Source organism: Streptomyces sp. NPDC050619 (assembly GCF_040654815.1).
Taxonomy (GTDB): Bacteria; Actinomycetota; Actinomycetes; order Streptomycetales; family Streptomycetaceae; genus Streptomyces.
In genome coordinates this window covers 108,162-124,134 of record NZ_JBFAIR010000022.1, presented here as the reverse complement: position 1 = coordinate 124,134, position 15,973 = coordinate 108,162, and the positions used below count along the sequence as shown (strand labels likewise).

The 15,973-nt window shown below is 69.1% G+C and carries 14 protein-coding genes and 1 pseudogene; 7 read left to right on the top strand and 8 right to left on the bottom strand.

What is annotated here, in order from left to right; translation table 11 throughout:
• The first annotated feature begins 185 nt into the window (after positions 1–185).
• The 6 genes from AB0I77_RS31890 to AB0I77_RS31865 all read left to right on the top strand — a co-directional run bounded on the left by AB0I77_RS31890 (position 186) and on the right by AB0I77_RS31865 (position 7,241).
• Positions 186–431 carry a hypothetical protein gene (locus tag AB0I77_RS31890; protein ID WP_363286189.1) on the top strand — a complete coding sequence of 82 codons (246 nt, stop codon included), beginning with the start codon at positions 186–188 and terminating at the stop codon, positions 429–431.
• A 12-nt stretch (positions 432–443) separates the two neighbouring features.
• Positions 444–1,265: a DUF2637 domain-containing protein gene (locus AB0I77_RS31885; RefSeq protein ID WP_363286188.1), complete on the top strand. Its 822-nt coding sequence runs from the start codon at positions 444–446 to the stop codon at positions 1,263–1,265.
• 134 nt (positions 1,266–1,399) lie between these two features.
• On the top strand, positions 1,400–2,044 hold the full coding sequence (locus tag AB0I77_RS31880) for a dihydrofolate reductase family protein (protein WP_363286187.1): 645 nt from the start codon (positions 1,400–1,402) through the stop codon (positions 2,042–2,044).
• 121 nt (positions 2,045–2,165) lie between these two features.
• Complete coding sequence (locus AB0I77_RS31875) at positions 2,166–2,561, top strand: DUF3592 domain-containing protein (RefSeq protein ID WP_363286186.1); 396 nt, start codon at positions 2,166–2,168, stop codon at positions 2,559–2,561.
• 83 nt (positions 2,562–2,644) lie between these two features.
• A complete protein-coding gene (locus AB0I77_RS31870) occupies positions 2,645–2,971 on the top strand; it encodes a GYD domain-containing protein (RefSeq protein WP_363286185.1) in 327 nt (108 codons plus the stop codon).
• Between the two features lie 379 nt (positions 2,972–3,350).
• Positions 3,351–7,241 (top strand): DUF5695 domain-containing protein, encoded by a 3,891-nt coding sequence (locus AB0I77_RS31865; protein WP_363286184.1) that lies wholly within the window; start codon positions 3,351–3,353, stop codon positions 7,239–7,241.
• A 112-nt stretch (positions 7,242–7,353) separates the two neighbouring features.
• Here AB0I77_RS31865 and AB0I77_RS31860 read toward each other — a convergent pair.
• The 3 genes and pseudogenes from AB0I77_RS31860 to AB0I77_RS31850 all read right to left on the bottom strand — a co-directional run.
• Positions 7,354–7,479 (bottom strand): annotated as a pseudogene (locus tag AB0I77_RS31860) (DNA-binding protein); the annotation flags it as partial.
• A gap of 4 nt (positions 7,480–7,483) precedes the next feature.
• Positions 7,484–8,815 (bottom strand): enolase C-terminal domain-like protein, encoded by a 1,332-nt coding sequence (locus tag AB0I77_RS31855; RefSeq protein ID WP_363286183.1) that lies wholly within the window; start codon positions 8,813–8,815, stop codon positions 7,484–7,486.
• A gap of 35 nt (positions 8,816–8,850) precedes the next feature.
• On the bottom strand, positions 8,851–10,188 hold the full coding sequence (locus AB0I77_RS31850) for a gluconate:H+ symporter (protein WP_363286182.1): 1,338 nt from the start codon (positions 10,186–10,188) through the stop codon (positions 8,851–8,853).
• 161 nt (positions 10,189–10,349) lie between these two features.
• Here AB0I77_RS31850 and AB0I77_RS31845 point away from each other — a divergent pair, with 161 nt between their 5' ends.
• On the top strand, positions 10,350–11,138 hold the full coding sequence (locus tag AB0I77_RS31845; protein WP_363286181.1) for an IclR family transcriptional regulator: 789 nt from the start codon (positions 10,350–10,352) through the stop codon (positions 11,136–11,138).
• Between the two features lie 42 nt (positions 11,139–11,180).
• Here the strand turns inward: AB0I77_RS31845 and AB0I77_RS31840 are convergent, their stop codons facing one another.
• Genes AB0I77_RS31840 through AB0I77_RS31820 form a run of 5 tightly spaced genes read right to left on the bottom strand, consistent with a single transcriptional unit; the run spans position 11,181 to position 15,936 of the window.
• Positions 11,181–12,626 carry a zinc ribbon domain-containing protein gene (locus AB0I77_RS31840; protein ID WP_363286180.1) on the bottom strand — a complete coding sequence of 482 codons (1,446 nt, stop codon included), beginning with the start codon at positions 12,624–12,626 and terminating at the stop codon, positions 11,181–11,183.
• Positions 12,627–12,630: 4 nt separating this feature from the next.
• Entirely contained in the window at positions 12,631–13,194 is a 564-nt protein-coding gene (locus AB0I77_RS31835; protein ID WP_363286179.1) for a phage tail protein, read from the bottom strand.
• Positions 13,191–15,170 (bottom strand): putative baseplate assembly protein, encoded by a 1,980-nt coding sequence (locus AB0I77_RS31830; protein WP_363286178.1) that lies wholly within the window; start codon positions 15,168–15,170, stop codon positions 13,191–13,193. The genes AB0I77_RS31835 and AB0I77_RS31830 overlap by 4 nt, the downstream gene beginning before the upstream one ends.
• Positions 15,170–15,592, bottom strand: a complete 423-nt coding sequence (locus AB0I77_RS31825) for a GPW/gp25 family protein (RefSeq protein ID WP_363286177.1) — start codon at positions 15,590–15,592, stop codon at positions 15,170–15,172. The genes AB0I77_RS31830 and AB0I77_RS31825 overlap by 1 nt, the downstream gene beginning before the upstream one ends.
• Positions 15,589–15,936 carry a PAAR domain-containing protein gene (locus AB0I77_RS31820; protein WP_363286176.1) on the bottom strand — a complete coding sequence of 116 codons (348 nt, stop codon included), beginning with the start codon at positions 15,934–15,936 and terminating at the stop codon, positions 15,589–15,591. Before AB0I77_RS31820 ends, AB0I77_RS31825 begins: the two co-directional genes overlap by 4 nt.
• Positions 15,937–15,973 lie beyond the last annotated feature (37 nt).

Here is a 15,973-nt window from a genome sequence, read left to right as displayed (position 1 = left end):
GAGCGGGTCTGAGGGCGGCTGTCATAAGAAATATTCACTCCCTTTCAGGAATCACATCATGCTTTTCGTACAGTTTCGTACAGGGATATATGGAGCCTGAATGGCCCCTAGATGAAATACTTATCCAGGCTTCCCTTCACTCGTTCGCCGCGCATCTGTTGAAGTGAAACGCCGTTAGTCGGGATATGAATGAGGCAACCATGAAAGGGCGCCGTCCCCTGACGCTGGGGCCCTACACCTACATCCCCGCCCCCATGCACTCATCAGCCGCCACGAACGGCACGCTGACGCGAGGTGGGTTTCCGGTGGCGCTTGCGGTCACTGAGCCTCTTCTGCGGGAATTCCTGGACGTAATGAGCGCACTGGAAGATGATCTCACCCGGCGCTGGGCCAAATCCGAAGGCCTGTACGCCTTCCCGGGCGCGGAATAATCAGGCTGCGTCATGCACGACGAAGAAATCGATCATTCAGGCACGGGTCGGCACCGGGCCACGGCCGAGGTTCTCTCGGCACCCCTGGTGCCACCGGACGCGAGCTGGGATCCGGCGGAAGAACTGGCCTGGGTGCTTCAGGACTCCATGGCGGAGCAGCTCCAGGACTCCATGGCGGGGCAGCTCCCAAGAGTCCCCGCGGCCCGCGACGACACATCGGTCACCGAGACCTCGGTCATCACTCCGACCGTGGGCACGCCCCTATGGAAAATCCAGGAAATCACGGCGGAACTGCCGCCCTTGAAAAGACTTCGCCAAGGTCACCGCAAGGTTCGTGAGCGCAAGCGCCCGAGCGCGCTCCAAGCCACCAGCTATCTCATCGCCACGCTGGCGGCACTCGTCGCCTCCGCGGTGAGTTTCTTCGGCGCGATGGCCGCCTACGACCCTCTGCGCGTCATGGCCGTGTCCCGCGTGCACAGCGGCATCGCGGCCTGGTGGCCCCTGCTGGTGTACGGACCCTGGCTGGTCGCGTCACTCTCCATCCTCCGTGCCGCTCTGCATCAGCGCCGCACTGTGCACTCCTGGTGCATGATTCTCGTCTTCTCAGCCATTGCGATCCTCTTGTGCGTCGAACAGGCCCCCAAAACCTTCCTCGACACCACATCAGCCGCCCTGCCCGGACTCGCCGCCCTCGCCTGCTTCCAGCAAGCCGTCCGCCAGATCACCCTGACCCGGGCCCCCCGCCGCACGACGCCCCGCCATCGCTCGAAGCGCGCTCCACTGCATGACCCCACTGACGAGGAACCGACGGACACGGACGTCCCGGCGCCGTGACGTGGGTGATCCTCTCCGAGCGAGAGGGTCAAAAAAAGTTGCGAGCCGTTGTCGATCCCGCCACGTCCCGTTCGACGTCATGATGTGCGGCGCCTCGCCGCACGATGACGCGACAGGACCTGACGAGGAAACACGTGGATCAACTGCTGAGAGTCATGAACTTCAACGTCTCGAGTGACGGCATCGGTGCCGGTGAGCACCAGAGTCTCGAGAGACCGTTCGGCCTCGACCATGCCGAGAGGCTGTTCGCCTGGGCCGGAGCCACGGCAAGCTGGCCCATGCGCACCGATCCCGGAGGAAGCCGGGGCCTCGACGACTACTTCACGCGAGACTTCGCACGCAACATCGGTGCCGAGATCATGGGCCGCAACAAGTTCGGGCCCCAGCGCGGGCCCTGGCAGGACCATGAGTGGCGCGGCTGGTGGGGGGAGGAGCCCCCGTTCCACACGCCGGTGTTCGTCATGACCCACCACAAGCGTCCGTCGTTCACGCTCTCCGACACGACGTTCCACTTCGTCGACGGCGACCCGGCCACGGTCCTCGACCGGGCGCGGGAAGCGGCGCAGGGCAAGGACGTCCGGCTCGGCGGCGGGGTCACCACCATCCGGCAGTTCCTCGATGCCGACCTTGTCGACACCATGCATGTGGCGGTCTCGCCGGTGAAGCTCGGGTCCGGACTACGACTCTGGGAGTCCCCCGACGAGCTGCTCGACCGGTTCCACCTGGAGGTCGTGCCCAGCCCGAGCGGCGTGACACACCACCTGTTCTGGCGAAGGTGAGGCGAGGGCCTGCTCGAGTTCGGGCTGCGACTGCCAGGAACCGCGTCAACTCGGCGCATCGTCCATTCCTGCAACAGGCGTTTCATAACGAGCCGTGCAGTGCGGAGGAGGGGAGGCGGCCGTGTGGTTGCGGGTGCTGCTTCTGCTGATAGGTCTCATCGTCATCGGGTTCGGCATCTACGAGGCCACGCTCCATCGCCGCCTGCGACGCGAAGGAACCCGCACCGAGGGCCGGGTGGTCCGCCACCGCGAGAAGCGCATCCAGAAGGGGACCACCTACTTCGCGGTGGTCGACTTCGTTGACGCACAGGGCACCCGGCACGAGTTCGAGGCCAGGGTATCCGGGGTCAAGGGCCTGCCCGTGGGCGGTCAAGCCCCAGTGGTCTACCTCCTCGGCGCCCCGAAGACCGCACGCATCGACCACGCCCAGAAACGGCTCGAGAGCATCGGGATTCCTCTCCTGGTCGGCATCGCGTTCACGGCCGCAGCGATCTGGATGCTCTCAACCGGCCGTTGAGCTTGTCGGGGGACACGCGGGCCGCATCCGGCGCGTCCCCCGCCCCACCGGGGCATCCCTTGGTGGAACGAAAGGGAGACATGATGCCGCTCTATCTATCGAGGTTCAGCTACACACCGGAGACTTGGGCGAGGCTGATCGTCCACCCCGAGGACCGCGCGAAGGCCGCTCAGGCATACATCGAGTCCGCCGGCGGGAAGCTCCACGGCTTCTGGTACGCCTTCGGCACCCACGACGGCTACAACCTGTGGGAGGCCCCCGACAACGTGTCCATGGCCTCGGTCGCGCTGGCGATCAGTGGCGGCGGCGCGCTCAGCTCGTTCGAGACGACGGTTCTCCTGACCGTCGACGACACCATGGACGCCCTGCGCAAAGCCGAACGAATCCAGTACCGGGCGCCGGGGGCGTAGCAGTCCAGCCGATGCGTTCCTCGGGTACTGATCAGGCCGAGGCGGCCACCTTCAGCGCAAGCAACTCCAGCGCCTCCGCCCACCGTAGCGGGCGGCACCTCCACCCGCCTTCGGCCGATGCGAGGCGAGCCTGAACGAGGTAGCCGCCGGGGCTGGCCGGCCACGTCGAATGTGCTGCGTCGCTTCGAAACCGGTGAGGCCGGTATCCGTCCGCGCGGGTCGACGTGGGTCCTGTGCGGCCCGCGACCAGCACGGCGACGAAGTACGCCTCACCCGGCCAACTTCCCGCCCTGCGTGAAGGTCAGTTCCGTCGGGTCCATAAAGTGTGGCCACCCCGGCCACGCCGGCCGGGCCACCCCCCACAACTTGAGAGGTCGTCATGGTTTCCCTGCCGAAACCACGGTTGGCCATCGCCGCGCCGGCGGCGGTACTCGCGGTGGTGTCCTTCACCATCGTTCCCCCGATCAAGGCACACGCCGCTACCACCTACCCCTACACCCTCTCCTCGCGTCAGCTGCACGTGGGCTTCGCCTCCGATGGCAGCATCCAGTCCCTGAAGGTCGCCGGGGACACCCTCGACACCGAGTACGTCATGAACCCCGACGTCGCTCCCGACCAGGGCAAGGAGCCCAACCCCAAGTACCGCCAGTGGCTGGGGAACGTCATGTTCTCCTACGCCACCGGCACCGGAGCCGTCAGCAAGCAGGGCGTCGGCAGCAATCCGTGGAAGTCCGCGTGGACCACCTCCTCCACGGACTCCCGCACGGTCACCCAGTCGGCCGACGGGAAGACCATCACCGTCACCTACAAGCCCTCGACCGACTCGAACGCCATCAAGAAGTTCACCTTCACCGAGACCTACAGCCTCGCGGCGGACGGCTCCCTCACCTGGAAGCAGAAGGTCACCAACACCTCGGGCCAGCGGCTGGTGATCGGCGACTGGGGCGTCCCGCTGCCCGACAACGAGCTGTGGAAGGGCGGTGACGAGATCTACGAGACCCGCGTCCTCAGCCACTCCTACGTCGGCAAGAACGGCTCCTACGTCACCATAGGGCGACCCAGCGGCCAGGGTCCGTCCCTGCTGTTCACCCCGGACACCGCCACGGGCTCCGGCTTCGAGTACCAGGACCGCTGGCGCACAGAGGAAGTCGGCAAGACCACCTGGGCCTGGAACCAGGACAACGAGGGCTCCAACGTCAAGGGCCTCAACGTCTACTACGTCCACTCCATGGCAGCCCAGAAGACGAACCGCGGGTACCTGCCCTCGACCGGCCTCTCCCTGGCCCGGGGCGCCAGCAAGGCGTACACCTTCCACATCGGCAAGGTGAACTCCGACCAGGACGTCAAGGACAGCCTCTACGACCAGGGCCTTCTCGACACCACCGTGGTGCCCGGCATGGTCGTCCCGTACGACCAGACCGCCCAGGTCGCGCTGCGCGTCAAAGGAACCGTCAACAGTGTTGTCGCGAAGAACAAGAACGACTCGGGGAACAGCTCCCCGACCGATCCCGACGTCACCTTCTCCCGGACCAACGGGCAGTACCGCATCTACAAGGTCCGCTTCGACTCCACCCAGATAGGCAACAACCAGCTGACGGTCAACTACACCGACAGCGGCGGACGCGCCAGGACGTCCGTCCTGCAGTTCGACGTCATCGGCAAGGTCTCCGACCTGCTGGACTCGCACGCCAAGTTCATGGTCGACAAGACGCAGTGGAACACTTCGGACGGCATCACCACCGGTGACATCCGCTACAAGACGTTCGACGACTGGATGATGAACGCCGCGGACGGCTCCGTGCCCACTCGTTCCAAGCCGCCGGCCGGACGCCGCGACGAGTACGCCGGCTACTGGGGCCTGGGCGACGACTGGGGCCTGACCCACGGGGAGTTCCTCTCCGAGAAACTGATCGCACGCCCCGACGCCACCCAGGCCAAGGCCCTCGACGACTATCTCGAGAAGGCCGTCTGGGAGCACCTGATGGGCAACACCGCCAATCAGAAGGACCCCAGCTACCTCGTCTACGACTTCTGGGATCAAGGCCACCCCGGCAGCCAGAACACCTCGCCCAGCTACCGCGGTTACGCCTATCCGCACGTCTACAACACCTACTTCGGGATGTACCAGATCGAGAAGCAGAACCCCGATCTGATCAACTACGCGCACAGCGCGAAGTGGTACCTCAGCACCGCCTACCAGGTCTTCAAGGAGCTCTACGACGGTCCGGTCTACTACAACTGGGACACCGGCCTGATGGGCGAGCTGACCACCCCGGATCTGATCACCGCGCTGCGTGCGGAGGGCATGAACGACTACGCGAACGACGTCGAAGCGAAGATGGCGACCAAATACGCCAACTTCTCGGCGAAGAAGTACCCCTACGGCTCCGAGTACAGCTACGACAACACCGGTGAAGAGGCCGTCTACACCCTGGCCAAGCAGAACGTCAACAGCGACAAGGACAAAGCGCTGCGGATGATGCGCGACATCGTCCGCAAGACCCGGGCCACACGCGGCCAGATGCCGGTCTGGTACTGGTACGCCAACCCCACCACCAACACCGGTGAGAACTGGTGGCAGTTCCAGTACACCATCGCCCTCGCCGGCTACACGATGGACGACTACATCAACCACACGTCCGGGCTGGAGAGCGGGACCAACGCCGTCTCCTCCGCCGACCGTGCCGTACTGGAACGGCTCAACTACGCCGCCAAGGTGGGCGCCTTCTCCACCGTCAACTCCGGCCAGATCAGCAACCATCCCGACAACATCGGCGCTTCCGCGTGGACCTATCAGTCGGAGAAGGGCAACCTCGGCACCCTGGGCCTCGGCGGCGGCACCGACGTGCCGTTGCTCAACGGCTGGCGCGGCATGACCGGTGAGTCCGACCTCGGCCTGTGGGGAGCGCTCCAGACCCTGAGCGCGGACGTCGTCACCGACGACCCGATCTTCGGCACCGTCGGCTACGGCGCCACGGTCACCTCCGGATCCCACTCCACCCGCGTGGTCCCCAAGGACGGACTGGGCCGTCGGCTGAACCTGGTCACCCAGCGGCTGTCTGTTTCCCTGGACAATGATCAGTACACGGCGGCCACCGTCGACTCGGCCAACCGCGGCGTCGGTCTCACCTTCAAGAACGTGAGCGGTGCGGCCCACAGCGCCTCACTGAAGGTGACCGGCCTGGCGGAGGGCACCTACGCCGTCAAGGTCAACGGCACGACCCAGCGGAAGGTGAACGTCTACACGGCGCCCGACGACGCGTCGAACCTGAAGGCGCCCACCGCGGTCAGCTACGACGTCCCCGCCGGGTCCTCCTACACGGTGCACCTGGTGCCCACCACCCCGGACGCCAACACCGCTCCGACGGTGGACGCCGGCAGCGCCAAGACCGGTATCCGCCAGGGCCTGGACACCATCCAGCTCAGCGGAGCCGCCTCCGACGACGGCCTGGGCTCGCCCAACGGCACCCTCACCACCACCTGGTCCGTCGACAGCAAGCCCGCGGGTTCGACCGTGAGCTTCAGCAACGCCGCCGGCCTCAACCCGACCGTCACCGAGGACAAGCCCGGCACCTACGTGTTCCGGCTGACCGTCAGTGACGGCGACTTCAGCAGGCACGACACCGTCCGAGTCACCGTCGACGAGCTGCCGCCGATGCCGCCGAACTGGGTGAAGTATTCCTTCGACTCCTCATCCCACGGGACCGTCGCCGACCTGTCCGGCAACAACAACACCCTCGCACTCAAGGGCAACGCCGTCACCGGCACCGACGGCAGCGACACCGTGCTCAAGCTCGACGGCAGCGACAGCACCTACGCCCAGCTGCCCGACGACATCCTGGCGGGCGGCACCGACATCACCATCAGCGTGCGGGCCAAGATGAACCGCCTCACCGACTGGACTTCGCTGCTCGACATCGGCTCCAACACCCAGAAGTACCTCTACCTCGCCCCGAAGACCGGCGATGGCACCGTCGGCGTCGGAATCTCCACCTCCGGCGGCGCCAACGAATCCGAGATCACCACCGACTACACCATGCCCACCGGAACCTGGGTGACGCTCAAGCTGACCTTCAAGGACAACGGCAACGGCACCACCACCGGAACCCTCTACGCGGGCGGCACCCAGATCGGCCAGAACACCGCCATGACCGTGGCGCCACGCGACCTGGGCACCACCACCGGAAACTACCTCGGCAAGTCCCAGTTCCCCGACCCCCACGTCAGCGGCGAGATCGACGACTTCGAAATCCACGGAGACATCGAGTAGCCCGGCCCTGATCCGGTGGCGGGGCCCTCAAAAGTCCCGCCACCGGCGCGAGGCACTCGATGCAGTCGAGCGGCAGGCGATCCGGCAGGCGCCTCGGCTCAGACCTGGCCCCGACGGCCTGGGTCACCGGCTCGACTCTCAGGCGGGACAGGGTCCACTTCGGTGCGGCGTCGTTGATCTTCGGGTGGATCGCCTCGACCAGCACGGCGGCTGAGGTGATGACTGGCAGGTCCGCGTCGCTCCTACCGCACCAGACACGGCCGCCTGCCATCGAACTCCCACCCAGGGATCAGGTATTGCATGGTGACGGCGTCGTCCCTCGCCCCCAGCGCCTTCTCGCGGTAGAGGTCGTGGGCCGCGAGAAGTCGGTCCATGTCGACGTGAACGCCCAGTCCGGGGGAGTCAGGGACGGCGATCTCGCCACCGGCGATCCGCGGTGGGGCGGTCGTGAGTCGTTCCAGGCCCTCCTGCCAGATCCAGTGGGTGTCCAGGGCGTTGTACTCGCCCGGGGCCGCCGCGCCGCAGTGGGTCACCATGGCCAGGGAGATGTCGAAGTGGTTGTTGGAGTGGCAGCCCCAGGTCAGGCCCATGGCGTTGCACAGCTGTGCTACGCGCACCGAGCCCTGCATGGTCCAGAAGTGGGGGTCGGCCAGGGGGATGGAGACCGACTGGAGGGCCAGGGCGTGGGTCAGCTGGCGCCAGTCGGTGGCGATCATGTTGGTCGCGGTGGGCAGGCCGGTGGCGCGGCGGAACTCGGCGAGGATCTCGCGTCCGGAGTAGCCGTCCTCGGCTCCGCAGGGGTCCTCGGCGTAGGCGAGTGTGCCAAGCAGGGGCCGGCACAGCTCGATCGCCTCGCGCAGGGACCACGCGCCGTTCGGGTCGAGGGTGATCCGGGCCTCGGGGAAGCGGTCCTTGAGGGCGCGTACGGCCGCTACCTCGTCCGCGCCCGCCAGGACGCCGCCCTTGAGCTTGAAGTCCCGGAAGCCGTAGTGGTCGTAGGCCGCCTCTGCCTGGCGGACGATCGACTGCGGGGAGAGGGCCTCCTCGTGCCGGATCCGGTGCCACTCCACCGGGGAGTCGGGTTCGCGGACGTACTCCAGGTCGGTCCGGTCCGGGTCGCCTACGTAGAAGAGGTAGCCCAATACCCGTACGGAGTCGCGCTGTTGGCCGTCGCCCAGGAGTGCGGCTACGGGTACGTCGAGGTGCTGGCCGAGGAGGTCGAGCAGTGCCGACTCCACGGCGGTGACCGTGTGGACGGTGGTGCGCAGGTCGAAGGTCTGGGCGCCGCGTCCGCCGGCGTCGCGGTCGGCGAACCGGTCGCCGATCTCGCGCAGGACGCGCTTGTAGTCACCCACCTTCGCGCCGACGACGAGGGATTCCGCGTCGCGCAGGGTCTGGGTGATCTTCTCGCCGCCGGGTACCTCTCCCAGTCCCGTACGGCCCTCGGAGTCCTTGAGGACGACGACGTTGCGGGTGAAGTAGGGGCCGTGGGCGCCGGACAGGTTCAGCTCCATGCAGTCGCGGCCGGCGACGGGATAGACGGTGAACTCGGTGACGGTCGGCTGACTGCTCATGCTGTCCAAGTCCCTTGCAGATTGGATAAGTCGGGTTACAGGTTGAGGATGTCCAGCGCCCATTCGGCCACCAGTACGCCGCCCAGGCCCAGGACGGCGAGCACCGACGTATAGGTCGTACGGACCTTGATCGCTTCGATGACGGAGAGGCTGAAGTACTCCTTGAACAGCCAGAATCCGGGGTCGTTGACGTGGGAGCAGGCGATGGAGCCGCAGGCGACGGCGAGCACCATGATCTCCGGGTGGACCCCGCTGCCCGCCAGGAGCGGCAGCACCACGCCGGAGGCCGTGACGACGGCGACCGTGGCCGAGCCGAGCGCGATGCGGAGGATGACGGCGACGAGCCAGGCCAGGACGATCGGCGAGATGGACCAGCCGTCGGTGGCGTCCTTGATGTAGTCGGAGATCCCGCCTTCGACCAGGACGTTCTTGAAGGCCCCGCCGGCGCCGATCACCAGGAGGATCATCGCCATCGCCTGGGCCGCCGAGGTGCAGGACGCGCCGACCTCCTCCAGGCTCCGGCCGATGCGCGGCCCGAACGCCCAGACCGCCAGGCACAGGGTCAGCAGCAGCGCGATCGGGGCCGAGCCGATGAAGGCCACGAAGTGCAGGAACGGGCTCTCGGTGGAGGTGGCCATGTCGGTCACGGCGGCGGCCACGATCAGCGCCACGGGGAACAGCGCCACGAACAGCGACCAGCCCAGGGACGGCATTTCCTCTTCGGTGAACTCGCGCTCGCTGACCAGGCCCTTGGGGATGGAGGGGTTCATCGCCCTGATGAACGGAAGGCGGGGCCAGGTCAGGGCGATGAGCGCGCCGGCGGGGACGGCGATGAACAGGCCGTAGAAGAGCGTCAGTCCGACGGAGGCGTGGAAGGTGGCGGCGACGGCGGTGGGGCCGGGGTGCGGCGGCAGGAAGCTGTGCATGGTGGACAGGGCGATGGACATCGGCAGGCCGACCCACAGCAGTTTCACTCCGGTGACCCTGACGAGGGTGAACGCGATCGGCACGATGATGATGAACGCGACCTCGTAGAACATGGTCACGCCGATCAGCATGGCCGTGACCACCATGGCCACCTGGACCCAGCGCGGGCCGAAGGCGTCGAGGAGCTTGCCCGCTATTCGCTGTGCGGCGCCGGAGTCCCCCATGACGCGGCCGACCATGGCGCCGAGTCCGATGGTGAGCATGGTGTCGCCGATCTGGTCCCCGATGCCTTCGGAGAGGACGTCCGGGATGGTCGCCACCGGAATTCCCCGGACCAGTGCGACGCCGACCGCCACGAGCAGGAGGGCCGCGAAACCGTTGAGTCTCAGCCTGGTCATGAGGACAAGCAGAATCAGGACACTGATCCCGACTACGAGGAGAGGCATGGCAGTTCCCCTTTGAACTGTTGCTGTGCTGAACTCATGCGCAGGAAGCGGTCATCTCTGTATGCAGATGCCGTCCACGTATGCAGATGGAGGCTAGGTGGGTGAACAGCATGGGTCAATGGGCATGCGGAGACGGATCGACGCGGAATTACGATGGGCCCATGTCGGAGGGGAGAGGTGTCCGCGGTGTGAAGTCGGCGGCCCGGACCGTCGCGCTGCTGGAACTGCTCGCCGCGCGGGGCGAGCAGCCCTCGCGTCTGGACGAGCTCGCGGAGGACCTGGGTGTGCCGCGCAGCAGCATGTACCAACTGCTCCAGACCCTCGTCGACTGCGGATGGGTCCGCACCGACGCCACCGGCTCGCTCTACGGCATCGGGATCCGCGCGCTGCTCACCGGCACCAGCTACCTCGACGGCGACCGGCGCATCCGTACGGTCCGCCCCTACCTCGACGAGGCCTCGGACGCCCTCGGCGAGACGATCCACCTGGCCCGGCTCGACGGCCCGGACGTCGTCTACCTCGCCACCCGCGAGTCCCACGAGTACCTGCGCACCATCAGCCGGGTCGGCCGCCGCGTCCCCGCCCATGCCGGCGCCCTCGGCAAGGCGCTGCTCGCCGAGCGCGCCGAGGACGAACTGGCGGTCCCTGACGGGCCGTTGCCCGCCCTCACGGAGAACACGCACACCGACCGCGCCGCCCTGCTCGCCGACCTGGCCCAGGTACGCGAGCGCGGCTACTCCATCGATCGCGAGGAGACGGTGACCGGCATCGCCGGCTTCGGCTTCGCCCTGCGCTACGACGCACCGGCCACCGACGCCATCAGCTGCTCGGTGCCGGTGGCCCGGCTGACCCGGGCCCACGAGGCCCGGATCGTCTCGGTGATGCGGGAGGTACGGGCGAAGATCGAAGCTCACCTGCCGCCCGTCTCAGGCGCACCCGACTGGCGCTGAGGCCGCGAGTACGCCCGACTCACCCAGGTCAGCTCACCCAGGTCAGCCTCGCTGGAAGAACTCCACCTCCGCCAGGGCCAGATGACGGCCCGGGGTCAGGCCGACCGGCGAGCGCAGGACCAGGCGTACCGTCTTCACGTCGCTGATCCCGGTGACGGTCGGCTGCGAGCCCGGCTTGTCGCTGAGCGTGAGCCTCTCGTCGTGCCTCGTGCCGTCCGACGTCGTCACTTCGAGGTCGATCTGGAGCGCGCGTGCCTCGCGGGTGTAGGCCTCCGGATTCTTGGACGGGCCGTTGGTGATGAGCATGTCGACCAGCCGGAACGGCTTGCGGAAGGTGTAGGTCACCGAAGCGCCCGGCTCGGGTGCGCCCCAGTAGCTGTTGCTCACCTCGTCCGTGGTGTTCGTCGCCGGGTGCCGGGGGATCTCGGCGCTCGCCTCGATGTCCACCGGGGTCACGGCCTTGGGCTTGCCCAGTTTGTCCAGCGTGTCTTCGTACAGGTCGCGTCCGGCCGGCAGCAGCAGGATGGCGCCCGCGCACAGAGCCACCACCACGGCGAGGATCACCAGGAGCCGCACCGCCCGGCCCGAACTCGCCCGCACCCGGCGGCGGAACGGCCACACGGTCCGCCACCACGGCAGCGGGTCGGGCTTCGGGGCGGGGTTCAGCGGGGTCGCGCAGCGTCGGCAGAACCGGCGGTCGGGCTGGTTGAGCGCGCCGCAGGAGGGACAGGGCACCCCCGCCGCTTCGTCCGGCACCTCCACGGGACGAACGACGGGACGCTGCGCCACCGGCTTCGCCGGGCGTACGGGCAGGACGGGGTCCGGGGGCGGTGCCTCGGGGGTGGGAGTGGTCGGTGGCCTGGGGCCCGGCATGTTCGGGGCCGTCGGAGCGGGTGGGGTGCCGGCGGACGACTGTTTGGCCGGGGGCTGCGACGGCCTTGCCGCTGTTCCGGATGCGGCGGATGCGGCGGATGCGGCGGATGCGGACTCGGGACGTGCGGGGGGTTCGGTGGTGGGGGGACCTTCGTCGCCAGTGGTCTCCCCGGTGGTCGAGCGGAGCACCGGGGCGGGTGCCTCGGTGCGGCCGTCGTCGGGTCCGGGCTTGGACGGAGGGCTCACGGCCTCGTCCCGGCCGGGCTCGGCGTCGGAGCGTGAGCCCGCGGCGGGTGGGGCGCTCGGTTCCCTCGCCCCGCCGCGGCCACGGCCGGTCAGCCGGTCACGCAACGACGAGGTGCGGGGCGGCGTGGGCTCGTCCGCCGGGGGCGACGAGGGCGCCGGGGTGGCGTCCGGTGGGGTGCTCGGCAGCGGCGGCTCCGTGGGCTCGGGCCCGGGCGGGCTCGGGGGCTGCGTGGCGTCCGGCTCAGACGTGGGCTCCGAGGGCGCGTTCGGGGCCGGCGTGGGGTCCGACCAGCCCAGGTACGCGCCGCAGTTGCCGCAGAAGTCGTCCGTGGAGCCGTTGGACGCCCCGCACGCGGGACACGCGCGCATGACGTCACCTCCCTTCGTCGGCGGGCGGGCCGGGCAGGATCTCCACCCGGCAGACGGTGTGTACCGGGCACATGGCCCGGACGATCTCGTGGACCCGAGCCGCGTCCACCCGCGCCTCGCGGCCCGGCCACACCCGGACCAGCGGCTCGGCGGGCGGCTGGGGCGGCAGGTCGGCGCCCGGGGTCCTCGACCAGGTCGCGCCGCCGTCCCCGGTCACCTCGGCGTGCACCCCGAGCGCGAGCCGCAGGCCCTCGACCAGGCCGCGCCTGGTGCCGCGCCACCGGTGCAGCTCCACCGCGCGGGCCACGGCCTCGCGGCGCCGCTCGAGGGGCCACTGCGGGTCGTCGGCGGCGCCCACCCATGACGCCAGCCAGGCCAGGAAGTCGGTCGGTGCCACCCGGGGGTCGAGGTAGGCGGGCAGGCTGTCGAGGGTCGCGAACACCGGGGCGAGGACGGTGTCGAGGCCTGCGGTGAACCGCTGCGCGAAGTCGTCGTCGGCGTACAGGGCGGGCAGTTGCCCGCCGATCGGGTACCGGCTCGGCAAGCCGGGTACGGCGGCACGACTCATCCCCGTACCTCCGGCTCGATCGCCGTGACGACCACCTGGTGCTGGTAGGAGAAGACCAGCGCGCCCGATGCCACGTCGATGCGGTCCGCCGGCGCGCCTCGCCGGCCGGTGATCGGGTCGGCGGCGAACAGCCGGATCTCCTCCACCAGCGCGTTGCCGGTGGCGCGTTGCAGCACGCCGAACACCTCCCCGTACTGCACCGGCCGTCCGAACGGCCAGCCGGTGCCGTCCGGGCCGCCGTGCAGCGGGTTGAGGTGCCGGTACAGAGCGGCGATCGCGGCGTCGCGCACCCGATCGGTGTCGCCCGGCGCCGCCGCGAGCCGGGCCACCACGGTGATGCCCTGGTAGACCGGCGGCTCCACCACCAGGCGGGTGCCGATCAGGCGTCGTTCGTCGAGGCTCGTGGTGATCGACTCGAGCACCTGGTCGGAGGGGATCAGCTGCTCGAAGCGGAGGCGGTCGTCACCCTCGTCGGCCACCGCGTCCGGCACCACCAGGACCCGCACCGCGCCCGCACCGTCGGCGGCGGGCAGACAGCGGACCCGGCGTACCGAGGGCGCCGCCTGGCGGCTGATGATCTCGTAGTCCTCGGCGGTCACCGCGCGCTCCTGCATCCGCAGCACTTCCGGCGCCCGGAGCTTGGCGTTCTCGACAGTCTCTCCGGCGACGCCGCCGCGCGCCGCCTCCCGGTTCGTGACCCGTGCCACGTACGGAACGGAGCTGCGCAGTACGGAGATCGCGCCGCGGGCGACATTGCCCGCCGGGCCGCCGCCGGTGCGGTAGCGGGTCACCCGTATCTGGGCGCCCTTGGGCGGCACGGCGCCGCACTGCCGCAGCGTGCCGTCCGGCTCGCGCAGTACCGGCGGGAAGGTGAACTCGCCGGTGGTGGCGTCCACGCGGACATGCGGGTCGGCGGGCCCGGAGCGGCCGAAGTGCTCCACCACCTCCCAGCGCTGCCATCCCTCGTCCGACGACACCTCGACCACCGGGGGCTCGCCGTCGAGGAGGACCGGCGGGCGGCCGAGCCGGAACGTCTGCCCCGCGACCCCCTCCGAGGCGCCGAGCGGCACGTCGGTCACGGTCTCGGCGTGCTCGGCGGTCATGGTGCCGCCCACGGTGAACACCTCCGCCTCGCGCACCGTCGGGGACTCCGAGTAGAACGGCTGGCCCGGCTCCGCCTCGGTGACCCGGCAGCGCAGCCAGCCGGCCCGGGTCCCGCCGATCACCGACGCCGTATGCCCGGCCGGTACGTACACGATGACCTCGCCGGGCCGGTTCAGCCCGCCGGTAGTGTCCGTGCCGGTCTCGCACACCCGCCAGCCGCCGCCCTCCCACGCCTCCCACACCAGCGGGGGCTGGCGCGGGTCCACGCCGACGCCCTCCACGCGGCTGTCCAGGTGCACCGCGACCACGCAGCGCGGCACCGCCGTCGGCAGGCCGAACAGCAGCGCGTCGCCCGGCTCCGGTGCGGCCTGGAAGCAGCGCACGTCGTGGCCTTCGGCGAGCGTGCTGGTCCAGTCGGTGTGCTCGCCGGTCCGGGGTGCGGTCACCAGGCGTGTCAACTCGCTGGGCACGATGCGCAGTTCGTCCGTGGTCGCGAACACCACGTCCGCCTCGTCCTCGCCACTCGCGCCGTTCTCGGCGCGCGCGGTGGTCACCTCGGTGCCCGCCGGCAGCGTCACCGTGTCGGGCTGCGGCGCCGACAGCCAGAAGTCGACTTCGGCCCCGGCCGCGGCCGGCGGGAACAGGCCGATCCCCAACAGGTCGAGGAACGCCGTGTAGTTCTTGTCCGGGACCCGGTTGAGCCGGTACAGCAGCTGGTCCACGAGGTAGGCGAACGTCTCGATCAGGGTGACGCCCGGGTCGGAGACGTTGTGGTCGGTCCACTCCGGCGCGCGCTGCTGCACGTACCGCTTCGCCTCGTCGACGAGTTGCTGGAAACGCCGGTCGTCCAGGTTGGGGGAGGGCAGGGCCATCAGTCGGCGACCAATTCCTCAAGCCCCTCGTCGGAGGGGATCGTATAGAAGGGAAAGACCAGGTTGCGCCGGTCGTTGGTGGAACGCAGCGTGTAGTGCACGTCGATGTAGAGGGTGCCGGCGTCGACGGAGTCGAAGGCGACCACCACGTCGTCCACCGCGATGCGCGGCTCCCACCGCTCCAGGGAGTCGCGCACCTGCTGCGCGACCTGTCCGGCGGTGGCGCCGTCGCCGGGGGCGAAGACGTAGTCGTGGATGCCGCAGCCGAACTCGGGGCGCATGGGGCGCTCGCCGGGCGCGGTGCCGAGCACCAGGCGGATCGCCTCCTCGATCTCCCGCTCCCGTTCGACCATGCCGATCCCGCCGGTCGGCCCGACCCGCAGCGGGAACGCCCAGCCGCGCCCGATGAACCGCTCGCTCACAACACACCCCCGATCATGACGTTCGGGGCGCCGGTCAGGATCATCGCGCCACACGTGGTCTTGTCCAGCGCCCGCGCGGCCGGCAATCCGCCGATGAGCACCTGGCCCCTGGTCGCCGCGGCCGGGTTGTACATGACCACGTTGCCCACTGTCGCGGCCGCGTGCGGCGGCACCACACAGGTGTGCACGCTGCCCAGGCCGGCGGTGGGGTTCAGGCCGGTGGTCACGGCGGCGGGGCGGCCGCCGATCAGCACACGCATCATCACCTGGGCTGCGGGGCCGGTGGGCAGGGCGATCACACCGCCGTGGTTGGTGGGGTCACCGGAACGGGCTGCGGGCGGCATGCGGTGCTCCTTTCATCGGGTACGGCTTCGGGTCAGC

Coding starts and splice junctions, on each gene's coding strand:
- AB0I77_RS31890 (WP_363286189.1), top strand. CDS start 186: ATGAATGAGGCAACCATGAAAGGGCGCCGTCCCCTGACGCTGGGGCCC.
- AB0I77_RS31885 (WP_363286188.1), top strand. CDS start 444: ATGCACGACGAAGAAATCGATCATTCAGGCACGGGTCGGCACCGGGCC.
- AB0I77_RS31870 (WP_363286185.1), top strand. CDS start 2,645: ATGCCGCTCTATCTATCGAGGTTCAGCTACACACCGGAGACTTGGGCG.
- AB0I77_RS31865 (WP_363286184.1), top strand. CDS start 3,351: ATGGTTTCCCTGCCGAAACCACGGTTGGCCATCGCCGCGCCGGCGGCG.
- AB0I77_RS31855 (WP_363286183.1), bottom strand. CDS start 8,815: ATGAGCAGTCAGCCGACCGTCACCGAGTTCACCGTCTATCCCGTCGCC.
- AB0I77_RS31850 (WP_363286182.1), bottom strand. CDS start 10,188: ATGCCTCTCCTCGTAGTCGGGATCAGTGTCCTGATTCTGCTTGTCCTC.
- AB0I77_RS31845 (WP_363286181.1), top strand. CDS start 10,350: ATGTCGGAGGGGAGAGGTGTCCGCGGTGTGAAGTCGGCGGCCCGGACC.
- AB0I77_RS31840 (WP_363286180.1), bottom strand. CDS start 12,626: ATGCGCGCGTGTCCCGCGTGCGGGGCGTCCAACGGCTCCACGGACGAC.
- AB0I77_RS31835 (WP_363286179.1), bottom strand. CDS start 13,194: ATGAGTCGTGCCGCCGTACCCGGCTTGCCGAGCCGGTACCCGATCGGC.
- AB0I77_RS31830 (WP_363286178.1), bottom strand. CDS start 15,170: ATGGCCCTGCCCTCCCCCAACCTGGACGACCGGCGTTTCCAGCAACTC.
- AB0I77_RS31820 (WP_363286176.1), bottom strand. CDS start 15,936: ATGCCGCCCGCAGCCCGTTCCGGTGACCCCACCAACCACGGCGGTGTG.